This is a genomic window from uncultured Marivirga sp. (assembly GCF_963974845.1).
In the GTDB taxonomy this organism is placed as follows: Bacteria; Bacteroidota; Bacteroidia; order Cytophagales; family Cyclobacteriaceae; genus Marivirga; species Marivirga harenae.
Genome location: NZ_CAXBEQ010000013.1, coordinates 1 through 19,818, shown reverse-complemented (window position 1 = coordinate 19,818; position 19,818 = coordinate 1). Strand labels below are relative to the sequence as shown.

Below are 19,818 nucleotides of genomic sequence, written 5' to 3'. Positions count from 1 at the left end.
TATGGATTGGATGAGATTGACCCCAATGTCAAAAAAAGGGGAAAGAAATCAAGAACAGTGGATAAGAACTGAAAAAGATGCTGCCGAACAGTTTGAAGTAGATACTTATTTAGGTAAAAAAACAGATCTTCTAGCATTGAAAAAAAATATCGTTGAAAAACTTAAAAAAAATCAAGCTTACTATAAGGAAAGCCGAACTGATATTTATAAGCCTGAAAACACAGAGCCAGTAGAAGCTTGCCCTGTTTGTAGTGAATCCTCGCAAAATACAGAATTAAAAACTAATATCTATGGGGCGAAATATGCCATGTGTAATAATTGCACACATGTATATGTGCTAGAAAGACCGTCAAAAAGCGCAATTGAAGGCTTCTACCTTAATGATATCACATATGCAGCTACTTATACTGATAAAACCGCTGCCGAATCACGATTAAATGCTATTGCAGTTCCCTGGTTAAAATGGACTATGGAAGTTTTTGAAAAAGCCCATGGACGAAAGCCTAAAAAAATCCTAGATGTTGGTTCAGGCGCTGGACATTTTGTGGAAGCTTGTCGGAGAGAAGGAATAGCCGCTGACGGCATTGAATTAAGCCAGTCAAGTCGTGATTTTTCGAAGGAAATCTGGGGTATTGATCTTGATAGCAGAGACTTCCTCAAAATAGAAAGCGATTATGATGGTTATGATATCGTGACTTTTTGGGGATTATTAGAACACACTCCAAATCCATCTGCGATATTGGAGAAAGCTTATGATATCGTATCCAAGAGCGATGCGGGTATGGTAATTTCAAAACTTCCAAGATGGCATTCACTGAGTAGTGCCATACAGCAATTATCAACTGATACCGTCATTAGGCATTTAGACCCTATGGGGCACATTATGGCATTCACAGATGCTTCAGCATCAGAGTTGTATTACAAAAACAAGTTCAAACCAGCAGCAGTTTGGTACTACGGAATGGATGTTTACGAGACATTAATGCAAATATCTACAAAAACTGGTGCTTATGATGCTTTCACCAAAACCGGCTCTGTTCAAATGGAATTACAACAATTTGTAGATGAAAATATATTTTCAGACGGAATTACGCTGGCTGGGGTCCCGTTTAAATCATAAATCACTATGGGAAATCGTCCATTAGTTACTGTATATATAACCAATTTCAATTATGAAAAGTACATTCAAACAGCCATTGAAAGTGTTTTAGCGCAATCAATGAAAGACTTTGAGCTTTTCATAATTGATGATGGATCTACTGATGATAGTAAAGCTATTATCGAAAACTACAGAGGACAGGACCAAATCTCTATAATTTATCAGCAAAACAAAGGGCTGAATATTACCAATAACGTAGCGATGCGTGCCGCAAATGGTCAATACTTGATGCGTTTAGATGCTGATGATTTCTTGGAAAAAACAGCACTAGAAAAAATGAGCCTTGCATTGGAAAAAGATGCTAGATTGGGCCTAGTTTTTCCTGACTACTATTATGTAGATGCAGATGGAAACCGTACGGGATTAGAACAACGTCATAATTTCGAGAAAGAAGTATCTCTGTACGACCAACCTGCGCACGGTGCTTGTACAATGATTCGCCTTGAGTTTTTAAAATCATTGGGCGGATACAACGAAAGCTTTACGTGCCAAGATGGTTATGATCTTTGGATCAAATTCATCACTCATCATAAAGTAAGTAACATAAACGAGCCCCTATTCTCCTATAGACGGCATGGACAAAACTTGACTACTAATGAGGATAAAATCTTAAAAACCCGTAAGCAAATCAAATCAGTATTTGTAGATGAAAACTTCAAATCTCCATCAACTTTAGGAATCATTCCAGTGAGAAACACTTTCATCGATAACATTAATCTTCCACTTTTTGAAATTGAAGGTAGAAGTCTATTAGAAAGGAAAGTCCAAGCTTGTTTAGCAAGTAACAAACTCAGTCATTTAGTGATTTCCAGCGCAGATGAGGACATTTTAAGGCATGCTGTTGAGAAGTTCAATGGAAATGAGAAAATCATTATTATCGAAAGACCAAAAGCTTATGCTGATAAAAATCAAAGCTTGAACGATACTATTCAACAATCAATAGATTATGAAGAGCACAATGGCAGAAATTATGATGCTGTCATGACAATCTCTATAGAATTCCCATTTTTGGAAGCAGAAACTATTGATGAAGCTATAGATACATTAACGCTATTTAAATCTGATGCTGTTTTAAGCGTTAGGCCTGATAATAGATTATATTATCAACATACAGGAAAGACTCTGGCTCCTATTTTGGAACAAGAAAAATTTACGAAGCTTGAAAGAGAGGCTCTGTATAAAGGGGTAGGCGGTATCGTTTTATCAACGATCGCAAATTTTAAAAGAAACAAGAAAATGACTAGCGGCAGAATTAGTCACATTGTAGTTGATCAAAAAACAGCCTTTGGAATCTTTAGCAAGTTCGATTTTGAATTATTTCGACCGTTAATTCGAAACTGAAAACTGCCTTAACTTAATCATTTATTGTAAATCACTTTTCGCAAAATAAACTTTGGCCGCTTTCATGACCTTAGGTGCCAGGATAAATGCCGAAATCATAGTAGGAAAAGCCATCAGTGCGTACATACCATCAATCAGACCTATTACTGCACCTAAAGAAGCTATGGATCCCCAGATTACCATTCCGATATAAAAATATTGATACCAGCGGATGTGCTGAGCACCAAACAAATAAGCAAAGCATTTTCCTCCATAATAGGAATAGCTGAAAAGAGATGTAATCGCAAAAATAAATAATGCCAGTACCAACAAATATCTACCCCCCCAGAGAGAATCATCGAAGGCTTTAATTGTAAGCGTCACTCCGCTTATACCTTCAGTATGGTCTTGCCATATGCCTGTTATCAAAATAGCCAAAGCAGTCATAGTACAAACTATGATAGTATCAATGGCTGGTCCCATCATCGCCACCAAACCTTCACGAACCGGTTCGTTCGTTTTGGCTGCACCATGTGCCATCGGAGCTGTTCCTATTCCTGCTTCATTTGAAAAAGCGGCTCTTCTGGCACCTGCAACCACAATAGCACCAACTGCTCCTCCTAAAACTGAATTAGCTGTGAAAGCATCTACAAAAATAAGTTTCAAATATTGGGGTACTAATTCATAATTCAATGCTAAAATAGCTATTACGGCTACTACATAAATCCCTACCATCATAGGAACCATTCTTCCAGCTACATTTCCAATTCTTTTAATGCCTCCCAAAATCACCAGCGCCACAATAATGGCCAAAATAATTCCAATTGTTAATTTGATTCCAAAAGTCAGTTCAATACCTAATGGCAACAATAGTCCCTCTCCTATAGCTGCTGTTAGTTGATTGGATTGGAAGCTTGGAATTGTCCCAAACATACCTGCCACACAAAATAAAACTGCCAAGGGTTGCCATTTTTTACCCAAACCTTCACGGATTACATACATAGGGCCTCCTTGTAAATTCCCTAAAGAATCTTTACCTCTAAACATAACCGCCAAAGTACAAGTGAAAAATTTTGTAGCCATACCCACAAAGGCACTTACCCACATCCAGAAAATTGCACCTGGACCTCCCATTGTAATAGCAACAGCAACTCCACTAATATTTCCCATCCCTACTGTAGCGGCTAATGCAGTTGAAAGCGCCTGATAGTGATTAATATCTCCCTCGCTTTTTTCACCGTCATACTTTCCTCTTAGGATTTGAACAGCATGTTTAAAATATCGAAATGGAAGAAAACGAGAATAAATAAGGAAAAATAATCCTCCGCCCATCAATAACAAGAGAAGGGGCGTTCCCCACATTGCATTCCCAAAGCCTACTAGTATTTCTTTTAATGACATGTATTTTAAATCTATGAATTGCTAAAGTAGTAAAGAAATGAGGATTTGGACTAGAGTTGGTAATTAAAAATTATGCATCGAATTGCATAGCAAATTACACAAAATGATTAGTACCAATCATTTTTATCAATCAAAACTCTAAATATAATCAATTATTTTTATTTGGATTGATTATAAATAGTGTATATGTTTGCATTATTATTTTTAATCAATCTAAATATAGATATAAAATGAATAGATTTTTACTCCCGATATTTTTATTAATCGGTCTGCAGTCAGCTTTCGCCCAGCAAAGCACAATTTCAGGCACTGTTACAAATCCTGATGGGTCTCCTATTGAATTTGTCAATGTGGTATTGAAAGAAATAAATTCCGGAGCTGTTACAGATCAGAATGGAAATTATTCTATAACTACTTTCACACCAGGGAGATATACACTTATTAGCTCCTTTGTCGGATACCAGTCGGCAGAAAGAAAAATTAATATTCAGGAAAATGAGCATTTGAAGATCAATTTCACGCTCAAAGATGATGCACTTCAAATGGATGAAATCACTGTGACTTATACACAGAAAAATAAATTTCACCGTGATAGTAGTTTTATTGTTTCGAAACTTCCTTTAAAAGACATCGAAAATCCACAGGTATATAATTCTATCCCTAAAACTATTTTAAAAGAACAGGTAGTTACCAATATGAATGATGCCTTGAAAAATGCGACTGGTGTCACCCGTCTATGGGAATCTACTGGAAGAGGTGGAGATGGAGCAGAATTCTATTCTATGAGAGGGTTTTCGGTGCAACCTACTTTAGTTAACGGTATGCCTGCAATCAATAATGCTGGACTTGACCCTGCCAATGTAGAATCTATCGATATCATTAAAGGACCATCGGGAACACTTTTTGGTAGTCCTGTGATTTCTTATGGTGGTTTAATCAATATTACGACCAAACAGCCATATGAATCATTTGGGGGTTCAATCAACTACATAACCGGAAGCAATGGTTTGAATAGAATTGCAACTGATGTGAATACTAAAATCTCTGAGCAAGCTTTTGCTAGAGTAAACATGGCATACAACAAGCAAAATTCATTTCAGGATGCAGGCTTTAGCGAATCATTTTTTATTGCGCCTTCTTTTAAATTTCAGCCGAGTGAAAAATTGACTTTCTTACTTAATACAGAATTCTTACAAAGCGAAAGTGCCAATAATCCAATGCTTTTCTTGAATAGAGGAGCTGAGTTATCTTATGATAACATTAATGTATTTCAAGATGCCTATTCACGTTCTTTCAATTCTAATGATTTAACTATCCGAAATCCCTCATTCGGATTGCAAGCTCAGGCATTATATGAAATTTCTGATAACTGGACTTCACAAACTGTAGTCTCAAGAAGCAATACCAAAGCTAAGGGATTCTATCACTACTTATGGGATTTAACAGATGGTGAGAGTTTTGCCAGATACATTTCTAAAAGAAACAGTGAAACTAATACAACTGATATTCAACAAAACTTTTTAGGCGATTTCAAAATTGGAGGTTTGAGGAATAGAATAGTGATTGGTCTAGATTATTTCAATTCAGAATTAACAGATAATAGCTCTGCTTATGTTCAAAACGGAACCATAAACATTCAGACACAGGAAGATACTGGCATATTAACTCAAGCAGGAACAGATGCGCTTTTGGAAGAAAGCTATAGTGGTATTAACAGTGCTTCCAATGAGGTGATGAGCGCTTACATTTCTAACGTAATCAACATTACTCCTGCCCTATCCGCTATGGCTAGCGTTCGTTTGGATCGCTTTGGTGGTAAGCCTTCGATTTATTCAGGAGAAGAAATCGAACAGCAATACGCAGTATCACCAAAGTTCGGTATAGTCTATCAGGTGCTTCAAGATAAGCTGTCGGTTTTCGGCAACTATATGAACGGATTTAGCAATGTGGCTCCACAGCAGGTAGCTAATGCTGATGGCTCCAACCCGAGACTAAAGACTTTTGATCCCGAAAATGCCAATCAGTATGAAGGAGGAATAAAATCTAATTTCTTTAACAACAGAGTAAGTGCGACAGCTAGCTATTATCATATTACGGTAGCCAACAGATTAATGACTGATCCAGAAAATATTAATAATTCTATACAGGGAGGTGAAGTAGTGAGCAAAGGCTATGAACTGAGTCTGACCGCAAATCCAGTAAATGGTCTAAATCTAATTGCTGGTTACAGCAATAATGAAAGTGAAGTAACCAAAGATTATGAAGCTTCAGGCTATTTGGGACTAAGGCCTGAAGAAGCTGGGCCGGCAGAGTTGATCAATTTTTGGGCTAGTTATAGCATCCCTAATGGAGATTTCAAAGGATTGGGCCTTGGTTTTGGAGGGAATATAGCCAGCGAATATAAAACCCTAAATAGAGCTGGTACTGGAACTTTCACGCTTCCTGCTTATCAGATTTTCAATGCTTCTCTATCCTATTCTACCTTCCAATATGATGTTATTTTAAAAGTCAATAACATTATGGATGAGCAATATTTCTCAGGATGGTCAACGGTAACGCCCCAAAACTTAAGGAATTATTCCTTGAGTTTAAATTTCAAGTTCTGATTTCTTGCAAACTCTTAAAAATATTCAGTAACGCGAAACCAATAGCCCGGGAATAACCCTGGGCTATTCTGGTTTCTTAATCATTGAAAGAAAATAAATGAAGAAGATAACAAATAAAATTCATCTCATTTTAGGCTTAGGATCAGGCATGGTTGTATTTATAGTTGCCATTACAGGATGCCTGTGGGTTTTTAGAGAAGAAATAAAAGCCATCACCCAAGAAGAAATTACTATTGAAAAATCGAATGATGATTTCCTCAGCATTACTGAAGCAGAAAAAATTGCACATACTGTATATCCCAACAAATTAATACATGGCATTCTCTACGATGACACATCAGAACCGATTGAAGCCATATTTTACCAAGCTGAACCTCTTTTTTATAGCTCTGTATTTATTCACCCTATTCAGGGCACTATTCTTAAAACTGAAAACCATTTAACTGGCTTCTTTGCTTTTGTCTTGGATGGCCACATACATCTATGGTTGCCAGAAGCCATCGGAACTCAAATTGTAAAATGGTCCACTGTTATATTCTTACTATTAGTCATTAGCGGAATTTACCTTTGGTGGCCAAGAAATAAAAAGAATAAAAAGCAACGATTCAAATTTGATTGGAAATCCACCACTAAATGGAAAAGAAAAAACTTTGATCTCCACAGCATTTTTGGTTTCTATGTGAGCATATTCGCCTTAATTTTTATTCTAACTGGGTTAATAATGGCTTTCCCCATCGTAAATAAAGCCGTTTACCGGGCAATGGGCGGCCAGAAAGAAGCTACATTCCTCATTCCCGATGGTTCCAAACGTCAATCTACTAATGCACCTAAATCCATAGACCAACTATTGGAAAAATTACAGAAAGAATATCCTAATGCTATGGACTATGAAATTCATCTTCCTCATTCAAACTCATCCACCATTTATGTGGAAATTTCAAATGAGGATGGAGTATTCTATAATTCTGACTTCGTGTTTTTCGATCAATACACTTTTGAAGAGGTTCCATCTGGCACTTATTACAACAAGTACAAGCAAGCCAATATTCCAGATAAATTAATACGAATGAATTACGATACCCATATAGGAGCAATTGCCGGTTTACCAGGAAAAATAATTACATTTTTAGCAAGTTTAACGGTTGCTTCTTTACCGGTAACAGGTTTTTTACTGTGGTATGGGAGAAAATTTAAAAAGAAGAAGAAAAAGAAAAAAAGAATTAAGAACAGAGAACTAGCTCAAGCCTGATAAGAAAATTAGGTAGAACTTTTTTACTAGTCCTTAAGGTGGCCGGGCATAAAAATAATCCTTTATGCCTTCCCCCCTTCATTGCTTTTTATATTTTTGCCAAATGGCAACGATATCAGTTATCCAAAATAAGCTAATCAACCCACTGCAACAATATCTTGAAAAGATAGACCTCAGAACTGACTTTTTGAGAGTGGACATTGAGTTTAAAAAACTACATCAACAGTATCCCCACTATTTTGAGGAATTAGCAGAAGAATTGGAGCTTAAATGGACTTCTTTCTTGGAAAAGAATCTAATCTTTTCCTTTGATTTGCTAAACCTTCAGCCGACTGATTATCATTTATTTTTCGAGCCAGAATATCATTTCAATCGCTACAGACTCAAAACTCTACGAAACAGCTTTTATCAAGATATCCCGTTTTTTGATCTGCAAAAATGGAAGACCTTTTGTCGGTCGAAAGAAAAAGAAGCCTTTAAAGGTGGTCTAACTCATGAAATCTGGACTAATCCACTTGCAGAAAAGTTATTGAATAAGGCAGATGAGCCTGGTTATTTCGGAGGAAATGGAAGTTCAGGCTGGAAACTTCATGCTATCGCTAACTTTTGTCTGGATTTATACTGTAAGCAAAATAAAATTAAATTCTACAGACTTACTCCCTACGACAGCTTTATGTGGCAATCTAAAATTGAATTATTAGGTAATTCCTTAAAATTAAGGAGACATGAAAAACCCATACAACTAATGATAAGCCGAAAAATTGGCTATCAAATTCCGCAAGATGAAAATAAGGATGAATTATCGTGAAAATAATCTAACAATATACTTTTAAATCGTTTATTGCTTATATGAATAAATACCTTTTCCTACTTTACTTCCTAGCATGCCTAAGTACATCTAAATTAGCTTTTGCGCAATGCCTAGATCAAACCACCGCTTATAAAGCAGGAGAAGAATTGTGGTATGATGTCAAATACAATTGGGGCGTGATTTGGGTAGATGCGGGTGAAGTTATGTTTGCAGTGGAAGAGGCAAAATGGGAAGGCTATGATGCCCATTGGTTTAAAGGGTATGGTCGCTCTATGCCGAAATGGGATTGGGTTTATAAGGTTCGAGATACTTTTGATGCGATAGGCACTCAAGAACAATTAAAACCACTTTATTTCCATAGAAATACCAAAGAAGGCAGTTATAAAGTCAGTAATAAATATTGGTTTGATACTGAGCAAAAAAACATTAGCGCAGAAGTTTATAATTCTGATGAAACTGAAACCATGAAGAAAAACGTCTCTTATGATGATTGTATATGGGACGTCTTATCTGCTATCTACTATGCAAGAAATCTAGATTTTAGCGGTTTTAAAAAAGACCAAAAAATACCCTTCAACCTCATTGTTAATGGAAAAGTATATAACCTTTTTGTCAGGTATTTAGGCAAAGAAAAACTGGAAATGCCTGATGAAAAGGTCTATAGCACCATAAAATTCAGCGCTTTACTGGTAGAAGGTACCATTTTCGATGGTGGAGAAGATATGACCGTCTGGGTTTCTGACGATAAAAACAAAATCCCGTTGAAAGTGCAGGCTAAAATTCAGGTGGGCTGGGTAAAAGCATTTTTGAAAAGCACAAAAGGATTAAAATATGGTGAGATTACTCCGCTCAATCCTTAAATTGCATCCAAATTATGCAACAAGACATTATCAATTATATAGCGGAAATTTGTCACCAGCAAGGAATTGAAAAAGCCATTATTTCCCCTGGAAGCCGAAATGCTCCCTTAACTTTAGCTTTTGCCCGTCATCCTAAAATCCAATGCTTTTCCATTAGTGATGAGCGCTCAGCAGCATTTATTGGAGTGGGAATGGCACAAGCTGAGGGAAATCCAGTTGCTTTAATTTGTACTTCAGGTTCTGCTTCATTGAACTATGCACCTGCGGTAGCGGAAGCTTATTTTCAAGAAATTCCATTAGTAGTGATCACTGCAGACCGACCACCTGAATGGATTGATCAGTGGGATGGACAAACCATCCGACAAGAAAATATTTACGGGAAGCATATCAAGAACAGTTATAATATTGCTATTGATTTATCGCACGCTGATGCGAAATGGCAAACTTATAGAATTATTAATGAAGCCATTTTGGAAAGCAAAAGTGGAATCAATGGTCCTGTCCATATTAATATCCCTTTTCGCGAACCATTTTATCCCGAGCAAACTAAGAATTGGAACTACGACAGCAATGTTAAAATCATAAAAAGTGTCATTGGAGAAAAGTGCTTGACAAAAAGCCAAATCGAGAAACTCCAACAAGAATTAAAGTCAAAGGAAAAGATTGCTTTTTTATTAGGGCAAGATGATTATCATAAAGACTTTTTGGACGCGCTTAATCAAGTATCAAAAAAGCTAAATATCCCTGTTTTCGCAGATATCATTTCCAATGGCTACCAATTGAATAATGCAATCAATTTACCTGATAGCATTTGTATGAAAATGCTTAAGGACTCAAAAGAGGAAGAAATCCCCGATTTAATTATCAGCTTCGGAAAAAGTATTATTTCCAAGAACTTGAAATTATTCCTTCGAAAAAATGTAAAAGAACAATGGCAGGTAAGAGCGCATCATGCTTTTATTGCTGATCCATTTCAGTCGTTAACTGGACAAGTTGAAACGGAACCGACTGCGTTCTTAGAGCATATAAATAAAAGTTCATCAGCTGAATTTTTAAAACTGTGGCAGGATAAAAATCTGCAAGCAGAAAGTAAAACGCAATCGTTTTTAGCAAATCAGGCTTTTAGTGAATTCTCTGCATTGCAGGAACTGATGAAAAATCTACCAGCAGGAAGTCATTTACATTTAGCGAATAGCTTAAGTGTGCGCTATGCTAATTATATTGGTTTGAAATCACAGAGAGATATTAAGGTTTGGGCCAATAGAGGGACGAGTGGAATCGATGGCTCTACAAGCACTGCGATTGGTCATGCCATAGCACACCCAGATCAAAGTCATTTTCTCATCACGGGTGATGTAGCATTTTTTTATGACCGCAATGCATTTTGGCATAAATATCCTTATCCAAATTTGAAAATCATCTTACTCAACAATCACGGAGGTTCCATTTTCAGAATGATTAAAGGACCAAAAGAGCAAGCTGAACTGGAAGAGTTTTTTGAAACAGAGCAAAGACTTGAAGCCAAAAGCCTGTGCAGCGAATTTGGCATCGCTCATTTTTCGGCTCATAATTTAGAAAGCTTTAATACAATACGGGATAAGTTTGTGCATTATCCCCATTCCGCCATCATAGAAATAAAAACTGATAGTAAAACCAACCAAAAAATATTCGAAGACTTTAAAAATCAATTGATATCATGAGTAAAATTAACTGGACAACGGTAAAAGAATATACCGACATCACTTATAAAAAAGCTAATCATGTAGCTAGAATTGCTTTCAATCGCCCGGAAGTACGTAATGCATTTAGACCAAAAACAACAGCTGAACTTTTCGATGCCTTATTGCATGCCCGTGAAGATGATGATATAGGCGTTGTTTTGTTATCTGCCGAAGGACCTTCTCCAAAGGATGGAAAATATGCCTTTTGTAGTGGCGGAGACCAAAAAGCCAGAGGAGAACAGGGTTATGTTGGAGACGATGGAGTTGCACGTCTAAATATTTTGGAAGTACAAAGATTGATTCGCTTTATGCCGAAAGTGGTCATTGCCGTAGTTCCAGGTTGGGCAGTAGGTGGCGGTCATAGCTTGCATGTGGTTTGCGATATGACTTTGGCTAGTAAAGAACATGCCATTTTCAAACAAACTGATGCAGACGTAACTAGCTTTGATGGTGGTTACGGTTCAGCCTACTTGGCTAAAATGGTCGGACAAAAAAGAGCCCGTGAAATCTTCTTTTTAGGAAGAAATTATTCCGCTCAAGAAGCTTTTGATATGGGAATGGTCAATGCCGTAGTGCCTCATGCAGAATTAGAAGATACTGCATTTGATTGGGCACAAGAAGTATTGAGCAAATCCCCTTTGTCTATCAGAATGTTGAAGTTTGCCTTCAATGCCACCGATGACGGCATGGTGGGACAGCAAGTATTTGCAGGAGAAGCGACCAGATTAGCGTATATGACAGAAGAAGCCAAAGAAGGCAGAAATGCATTTTTGGAAAAAAGGAAGCCTGATTTTGAGCAGTTTAAGAGGGTGAGTAATTGAATAAGAACCTAGAATCTAGATTCTAGATACAAGATTTAAGATAAAAGGTCTTAACGAAGCTGCTAAGACCATTTTTATTTCCATTCATCCACGATCGCTAACGTCCCGCTACTGATTATTACCTATGCCTCCGGAAGGGAATAACCACTTGATCCTTTTAAATCCATTTTCACAGCATAGTTAAACACAGTTAGAGGGGTTAGTAGTATCCACTAGCCAAAAGCTAGTAGTGAGAGAGACTGCATATAAGTATTCACAATTTTGAGATATCATACTGCTCTAGACAATCGTCTAAAGACCTCCCCTCATTATGGATACAATCACAAAAACTAAATCCCCAACGCTCATTTTCAGTATTGACAAATTGCTTTTGACAATCTGAACTAGAATTTCTAGGCATTGCATCAAAACCAAAAAGAGAAATTGAAACGATAAGTGCTACGGTAACAAGAACGCTTAAAAAGAAAACAATTGGGAATTTATTACTATACTTCTTAGGCTTTCTAGCTGTAGTAACATCAAGATAATTCTTGAAGGGTAAAAGAAATTTTAGCTTATCGTAGTGCCATACTAACAGAAAAAGATTTGCGAGCACCATTAGTGGGGATGTCACAAAAGAACCTTCAAATCTCACTGCTAGCGACAGCATACATATATTTAAGATGATTGGAAAATAAAGCATCGCACCTAAAACCACTGTTCTAGGTATTAATAATAAAACAGCTGCAATGATTTGAGCGTATCCTATAAAGGTATAATAATATCCTGTTTGATGTAATGCCTCAAGATATGCACCCATCGGGTGTAAAACTGACAACCCACTTGCAAAGCGTTCCCCAATGATCTTAATTCCTCCTGCCACAATGAATGCATAAGCCAATGAAACTCTGCAGAATACTGAAAACAACCAATACCATCTATTGCTTTTAGCGTTCAGATAGTATTGCTCAAATTTTGATAACTTACTCATTGCTCAACAAATTTTTCTTGACTAGAAGATTGAAAATTATACCAATCAATTTTTCTAGTGAAAAACATCGTTAGTCCTAAAATAATGAGCAATCCAATACTGCCTATAAGTAAAGAATAATCCGCTAATTGCAGGGTGACATATACAAAACCATAAATCCCTATCAAAGTCAACACCAGAATAATCACCAAATTACGAGCTTTAATAATGTATAAAGCATAAAATGAAATCATACCTACAATGCCAAAAGTTGATATAGCATAAGCCAAATCAAAATTGGAATGTTCCGATATGGATACCAACAAAACATAGAATAAGCATAGAGCCAAGCCTACCAAAATATACTGGAAGGGATGAATCCTTTTTTTATTAATCACTTCCACTAAAAAGAAAACCAAGAATGTGAGTGCAATGGTCATCACTGAATACTTAGCTGAGCGTTGCGATTTCTTGTAATCATCTACTTCATTCAACAAGTTTACCCCAAAGGCAGATGCGTCCATTTTATCTTTCATAATTCTTCCCGACCATGATTGCGGGTAATTTCTATTTAATTCCAACACATTCCAGTGAGCTGTAAAGCCCGCTTCATCTACCTCTCTATTTTTGGGTAAGAAATTTCCTTTGAAACTTGGAGATGACCACTCCGACTGCAAATTAACTTGAGTCGTCCCTCCTACCGGAACAAAAGTTAAGTCTTGACTTCCTTGCAAATCCACTGAGAAATCAAAATCAATCGAATTTCCTAATTGCGATTTGATGGCTTTTGGATAAATGGTAATGCCAGAACTGACCAAATCGGTGATTTTACTACCAGACTCTACTTTTAAGTTTTCATTTCCCCATTTGAAATTGATATTATTACTGATCCCTCGTAAATCAGAAAATCCAATGGTTAAAAATGCCTTCTCGTATTGAATTTCCTTTAAATGATTTTCATCAAAGCTAATATCCATATTAAATGTTCCGTTCACTTTTAAATCTGAATCATAAACCACCACTTCATAAATCCCTCTTCTTAATTTTTGAGGTTTTAAAATACCATTAATATTTAATGCTTGAGGTAAAACATATTGATAAACAATAGTCTCCACCATTTTATCGTCTTTCTCAAATTCATACAAAAGTGGAATGGTTAATATTGGGCCATTTAACTCTTGGCTGTTGGCCCATTTACTGCTGACCTCGCTAATGGCTTCTTGCTGCAAGTTTTGTCTTTCGCTAATCACATCTTGAATCATAGCTGAAGGAATCAGCAAAAGTAGCATCAGAATAGTAATCGTTAAGAGTTTCAACATCACTGAATTTCTGAGCCAAGTGCTCACTTTTTCGAATAGACTATTTTCTTTTTCCAAATTTTTTCATATTAAGAGTACTTTGTAATTCAAAGTCTAAGTGTAAAAAAAATTTATTTATTACTTAATAATTTTTCAATTGCATTTATGTGAGCCTTAAATGCCCTAATACCAAGTTCAGTGGCTTTGTAGGTCGTATTTGGTTTTCTATCCACAAATTCTTTCTCGAAACCCACAAATTCTTTTTTTTCAAGATTTTTCAAATGACTAGCTAAATTGCCATCAGTCACACCTAGTAAATCTTTTAATGATACAAAGTCCATTTTGTCATTTACCATCAAAGCAGACATAATCCCTAAGCGCACTTTATTTTCAAATGCCTTATCCAATTTATTTAGTATCTCCTTCACGATCCGTACTTCAAACGCATTATAATACCGTAAATAATATGTAAGATCCCAAAACCTAGCGCCCAAAGAACTAGGCCATAACCAATAAAGTATAGACCTATCAACCCTAAAATGATTTGCGCAATCCCTAAGCTTCTAATATCATCCAAAGTGTACTTACTCGCATTAATCAATGCCAATCCATAGAAAATTAAAGTAAGTGGTGCTATTACACCTATGTAGCCATTAATAATTAAAATAATACAAACCATGCCTCCTGTAAATAATGGGATTCCTAAGTTTATCAAAACTAATTTAGCATGCTTATTCAAAAGGTGCTGACCTTTCTTTTTGCTCGTCCTGTGAGTCAGTACTATAACAGAACCAATGGATAAGATAAGTGTGGTCAGGGCCAATAAAAATATGTCCTGAATTGTTTGAGGAGATAAGTAAATCACTTTAAAGCTGTAGTAATCGGTGTCTAAATAGATGTAATGATAAGCTATAAAAGCAGAAACTAAAGCAATGATTCCTGCTACCACTCCTGAAATACCGCTAAGAGAAATAAATCGACCAGAGCGATCCATCATTTCTCTAATTTCTTTAATGTCTTGAATATACTTCTGTTGATCCATATTTATACTTTGTATTTCAAAGTACATTGAAATAATCTAAAAATGCAAGACAAAACCATTAAAAACTTTTAAATATTCCTAAAATCATTCCACCACTCCTGTCTTTTCTCTCTTCTTTCTTCTCTCCTTTCGCGTCTTTCCTTTCTCTTCTTTCTTTTCGCCCTTTGTTTCTTCCTTTTCGCTTTGGTTTCCTTAGAAAAAACATAATGCACCGATACAGTTGCTGGAAATTCAAACCAGTCTTCATGGTTAATATGATAAGCTGGTTTAACGTCAGCCCCAATTACTAAAGGCAAAGCCGGAATTTTCCACTCGATTCCACCCATCAGATCATAACCATAAGTTGCTCCAAATTCTTTTAGGCCTCCTATATGAGCCCCTGCACCGAAAAAGATATTTAAACCCTCACCGGTAATCGGTAAGTGGTATTTAGGAAGTATTGTAAATTGATAGGCATCAGATTGCAACTCTGTCATTGCTTCTGCGGTAAAGCTTGGGAGAATTCTTTGTTTAACACTTATTCCAAATCTTGATTCCCCAATCCGAGGACCGATCGCTGTTCCATATTTTTGAGCTACTACGCTAAAGCTAAAAAGACAAAGAACGATTACTAACTTAATTTTCATGAACTACGAACGAAAGTTAAAGTCCCTTATTATAAAAAATGCCAGCCCTAAAAGAGCTGGCATTCCTTCGCATTAGTATTTCAAATAATTATCTTTTTCCTCTGATGATTTCTACCCATCCAGATTGAACATTTCCATCTACTGTTAATTGGTAGAAATATATCCCGTCAGGATTATCACCACCATCCCAAAGGTTACTTGATCGGTAATTACTATCTCTATAAACTATTGTTCCCGTCCTATTAGTTACAATTAGTTCAGCGCCATTATCAGGTAGGTTGAGAATTCTAAATTCATCATTTTTACCGTCATTATTTGGCGTGAAAACATTCGGAATAAACGGACTTCTATCGAAATCAACCGTGATATCCGAAGAACCTTCCCCATCAAAAACTAACCTATTGCCATCCAAACCACATCCAAATGAATCATAATATTCAATTTCATAAATACCTGGTAATAAATTCGCAAAGGTTATTGTCCTGTCCGCATCGAATTCAATAGGTTCAGTCGGTATCACATAATCAGAGCTATTATTACCTCCTAATGGAGTCAACAAGAATATCTGAGCAGAATATCCATTTGCACCAGAAATTGGTTCAACCAGCCTGATGCTTATGGACCCATTTGCCCTATCCGGTCTAGTAGTTGGCATAGGATTCATATCCGTTCTTTCTCTCTCAATGCCAGGCGGTAAATTAGGTTCAGGAACCAATTCTACATTTAATTGTGCAACTGGAGCATCAATGAATACGCTAGCGTTTTCAGATTCAATTGTGCTGCTACAATTACTTGGTTGCTGCGACAACTTCACTATATAATCGCCACGAGTCATCATACCATAAATACTTTGGTCGATCACAAATCTTCTACTTTCTGGTATTGAATTAAGAGTAAACGTTTCAGTAGGATCCACATCATTACCTTCATAAACCTCAATAAATAATTGAATAGTTTCATCAGCAATAATATTGAATAATTCTATAGATCCTGATTCTTGGAAACAAGCAACATCACTTGCTTCAATATCAAAGGTTGGAATAATTGCTCCACCGTTTATAGTCACAAAATTATCTGCAGAACAGGCTTGATCATTATCAACTGCTCGTACAGTCCATCTATATCTTGCTCCTTTAATAAAAGGAATATTTTCGTCAATATTAAACTGAGATATTAGGAATTCCCTACTTCCATTCGTATTAATATCTAAAACATATTCGGATGTAGTCGTCTCGTTAACTCTATTAAGAATTAAGTTATATGGCCCAGGCACATTATCAATTGTGGCTTCATCAATTACAACTAAAATACCTTCTGGATCATCAGTACAATTATTATTAGGATTGATTTCAGTTACCACTGCCCTAACCTCATTTGGTGAAACAATAGATCGAATATCAAAGTTTTCGCTACACCCTGTATCATCAGTGATGGTCAATTGGTTTACATTTCTAGCAAGACCTCCAATATTGCGATCAGCATCTAATTCTACTACCTTGCCGTCAATCGAAAATTCATATGGAGCAACCCCTCCAGAAACAGCAGGAACATTAATCTCACCTACTTGTTCAGAAACTGTGCAACTAGCTTGCGTAATCAATTCAATGCTTCCATCCAAAGTAATTGGTTGACTTAAATACTCAATACCCACAGCTACCGATAACTCACAATCAGAGGTTCCAGGCTCATCACTTACCAAGAGATTATTCACAGCTGGTAGTCCACTGATTCTATTTCCTGAAGTAAACTCAGTCCATAGTTGTCCGTTATCTAAAGAATAGAATCCTGTTGATATTCCTTCCAGCGTAATTATTGCAGAACCAGTATTATCACCGAAACAAACTATGTTCTCAACTTCACTTGCAACTGCAGAAAAGGAACCGTCATTTTCGATTACAATTCCACCTCTATCAGCGATTGGACAAGCTCCTGGGTCAACAACATTTTCGAACTGTACAACATATGTTCCTTCAGCTACATCATTGAATATACCAGTTGAATTTCGAGCTACTTCCTCATCATTTCCATCTACCAAAATAAATTCATAATTGCTTGGTAAATTATTTAGGCTTACGGCTATTGATCCAAATACTTCTCCGCAATCTGGATTCGATACATTTATGTCCACAGCACTTTGATCTACAACAGCGGTATTTTCAATTGTAAAAGTCCGATTAGATAGCCCGCATGAGTTAGCACTTTGGTTATTAAATTCGATCTCATAATCACCTTCTTCCAAGTCAGCAAAAACACCAGTCATATTTGATGTTAAAGAGTCACCATCGAAATACAGTATGTATTTAAAAGAATCTGTCGTTCCTGCTATACTTGCTGATATTGAACCAGTAGAAATGGTGCAAGTTGGTTGTTCTATATCAATAGTAGCTGACAGTGTAGTTTTGGTCCCAATATTAATGTTTACAGTATCAGCAGTGCAATCCAAATTCGGATCAGATGCAACAACAGTATAGCTTCCGGTAGCAAAGGTGGTGTCTATTTCTACAATCAACCCTTGTCCGATGTTGGTCACTGTAAATCTATGATAAAGCGAATCATCTGTACCAGTCGGCTTAATATCAAAATTCAATTCAGGAGAACTCTCATTAACATCTCGTAATAAGAAAAACATTTTTCCATCATCCACTCCCAAGCAAGTTGCAGCTTCCGTAATTGGAGTAACTCTGAAGTCTTCGCAATCGTAATCGCATTCTGCTGGTTGGGTGATTTCGATGTCACTAATAACAACTGTGCAATTCGCATCCGATAAGGTCACCGTATACAAACCTGCCTCTACCCCATTAAGATCAGGAGAATCGTTTCCTACCGGATCCCCTGCTTCATTTACCCACGCATATGAAGTTGGCTCATTTGCATCTGCAAAAGTAATACTAATACTGCCCAAATCTCCACAATTCTGAATATTGGTAACACTAGATACATTTGGTATAAATGGGGCATCCTCATTAACAACTATATTTAAGCTATCAGAGCAAGCGGTAACATTATCAGTTACTATAACTCTGTAGGAGGCTTGAAACAGTCCTGCAAATACAACAGAATCGTTCGCAACGTCTATTCCCAAAGAATCAATTAAAACTTCACCAGAAGAGTCTTTCAATACTACATCATATGTATTACTTCCAATTTGAGCCACTCTTACTGAAATCGTGCCATCAGAAGAACCGCATGAAGCAAGTTCACTACTTAAAGTAGCACTAATTGATTCTACTGGATCCACAGTATAATTTTCAGTAACAGTACATCCATTATCGGTAACTACAACAGAATAATCTCCAGGTGTTAAATCCTGCTGATCTTCATTATTTTCATTTGAAGCATCAATTCCAGGACCTGTCCATTGGAAAGTTTCACTGCCAGAACCAGAATTAATGGTAATATCTATACTTCCATTATCAAGATTACATTCAGTTTGATTACTAACTACAGCATCCACTGTAAATGGTGCTGGGTCAACCAGATTATATGTTTTAGTAAACTGGCAATTCGTAGTATTATCATTTACGAGCAAGGTATAAGTTCCTGCTGTTGCTGAAAATGATAACGGATCTGTTCCAGTGACATCATTATCATTTTCATCAGTCCACTTTACTAAGTCTGCAGATCCGTTTAAAACATTCAACTCAACTGTACCTTCTGCCCCACAAGAAGCTGGCTGAGTGACAACATCATCTATTTCAAGACTCCCAACATCCACAGTAATTGTCTCTGTAGCATTTGTACAGCTCCCCGAGCCATTTACAATATAAGTGAAGTTATAGGTTCCTGAAGCTACTCCTGCGAAGTCTCCAGTATTACCCGTGATCGTAGCGCCACTTGTGTCATCATCTGACCAGCTTCCGCCTGCATCCTGACTGCCGTCCAATAAAGTCGTTAAATCAAAGGCCGAATCGTTACAGGCTGCTCCGTTCGTGCCTGTGAATACTCCCGCATTCGG

General features: G+C 36.7%; 15 protein-coding genes. 8 read left to right on the top strand and 7 right to left on the bottom strand.

Going from position 1 to position 19,818, the window contains the following annotated elements:
• Position 1: 1 nt before the first annotated feature.
• Together AAC601_RS18555 and AAC601_RS18550 are read left to right on the top strand one after the other, a co-directional pair.
• Complete coding sequence (locus AAC601_RS18555) at positions 2-1,120, top strand: class I SAM-dependent methyltransferase (RefSeq protein WP_303268480.1); 1,119 nt, start codon at positions 2-4, stop codon at positions 1,118-1,120.
• A gap of 6 nt (positions 1,121-1,126) precedes the next feature.
• Positions 1,127-2,500, top strand: coding sequence for a glycosyltransferase (locus tag AAC601_RS18550; RefSeq protein WP_303268479.1), 1,374 nt, complete (start codon positions 1,127-1,129; stop codon positions 2,498-2,500).
• A 21-nt stretch (positions 2,501-2,521) separates the two neighbouring features.
• On the opposite strand, the gene AAC601_RS18545 is transcribed toward AAC601_RS18550, so the two are convergent.
• Positions 2,522-3,880, bottom strand: a complete 1,359-nt coding sequence (locus tag AAC601_RS18545) for an alanine/glycine:cation symporter family protein (RefSeq protein ID WP_303268478.1) — start codon at positions 3,878-3,880, stop codon at positions 2,522-2,524.
• 230 nt (positions 3,881-4,110) lie between these two features.
• Between AAC601_RS18545 and AAC601_RS18540 the strand changes: the two genes are divergently transcribed.
• From AAC601_RS18540 to AAC601_RS18515, 6 genes are all read left to right on the top strand, one after another.
• Entirely contained in the window at positions 4,111-6,486 is a 2,376-nt protein-coding gene (locus AAC601_RS18540; protein WP_340154080.1) for a TonB-dependent receptor, read from the top strand.
• Between the two features lie 97 nt (positions 6,487-6,583).
• Positions 6,584-7,735, top strand: a complete 1,152-nt coding sequence (locus tag AAC601_RS18535; RefSeq protein ID WP_303268475.1) for a PepSY-associated TM helix domain-containing protein — start codon at positions 6,584-6,586, stop codon at positions 7,733-7,735.
• Positions 7,736-7,838: 103 nt separating this feature from the next.
• The gene (locus AAC601_RS18530; RefSeq protein WP_303268474.1) at positions 7,839-8,543 is read left to right on the top strand and encodes a hypothetical protein; all 705 of its coding nucleotides are present in this window, start codon (positions 7,839-7,841) and stop codon (positions 8,541-8,543) included.
• Positions 8,544-8,584: 41 nt separating this feature from the next.
• Positions 8,585-9,406, top strand: a complete 822-nt coding sequence (locus tag AAC601_RS18525) for a DUF3108 domain-containing protein (RefSeq protein ID WP_340154079.1) — start codon at positions 8,585-8,587, stop codon at positions 9,404-9,406.
• Between the two features lie 14 nt (positions 9,407-9,420).
• Positions 9,421-11,106: a 2-succinyl-5-enolpyruvyl-6-hydroxy-3-cyclohexene-1-carboxylic-acid synthase gene (menD, locus tag AAC601_RS18520; protein WP_340154078.1), complete on the top strand. Its 1,686-nt coding sequence runs from the start codon at positions 9,421-9,423 to the stop codon at positions 11,104-11,106.
• Complete coding sequence (locus AAC601_RS18515; protein ID WP_340154077.1) at positions 11,103-11,948, top strand: 1,4-dihydroxy-2-naphthoyl-CoA synthase; 846 nt, start codon at positions 11,103-11,105, stop codon at positions 11,946-11,948. The genes menD and AAC601_RS18515 overlap by 4 nt, the downstream gene beginning before the upstream one ends.
• Before the next feature lie 253 nt (positions 11,949-12,201).
• Here the strand turns inward: AAC601_RS18515 and AAC601_RS18510 are convergent, their stop codons facing one another.
• The 6 genes from AAC601_RS18510 to AAC601_RS18485 form a co-directional block, all read right to left on the bottom strand.
• Positions 12,202-12,918 (bottom strand): DoxX family protein, encoded by a 717-nt coding sequence (locus tag AAC601_RS18510; protein ID WP_340154076.1) that lies wholly within the window; start codon positions 12,916-12,918, stop codon positions 12,202-12,204.
• A complete protein-coding gene (gene creD, locus AAC601_RS18505) occupies positions 12,915-14,273 on the bottom strand; it encodes a cell envelope integrity protein CreD (RefSeq protein WP_303268466.1) in 1,359 nt (452 codons plus the stop codon). Before creD ends, AAC601_RS18510 begins: the two co-directional genes overlap by 4 nt.
• 53 nt (positions 14,274-14,326) lie before the next feature.
• The gene (locus AAC601_RS18500; RefSeq protein WP_303268465.1) at positions 14,327-14,623 is read right to left on the bottom strand and encodes a transcriptional regulator; all 297 of its coding nucleotides are present in this window, start codon (positions 14,621-14,623) and stop codon (positions 14,327-14,329) included.
• Entirely contained in the window at positions 14,620-15,237 is a 618-nt protein-coding gene (locus tag AAC601_RS18495; protein ID WP_340154075.1) for a hypothetical protein, read from the bottom strand. Before AAC601_RS18495 ends, AAC601_RS18500 begins: the two co-directional genes overlap by 4 nt.
• 68 nt (positions 15,238-15,305) lie before the next feature.
• Positions 15,306-15,863: a hypothetical protein gene (locus AAC601_RS18490; protein ID WP_303268463.1), complete on the bottom strand. Its 558-nt coding sequence runs from the start codon at positions 15,861-15,863 to the stop codon at positions 15,306-15,308.
• 88 nt (positions 15,864-15,951) lie between these two features.
• The coding region (locus AAC601_RS18485) for a gliding motility-associated C-terminal domain-containing protein (RefSeq protein ID WP_340154074.1) at positions 15,952-19,818 on the bottom strand (3,867 nt) is incomplete at its 5' end.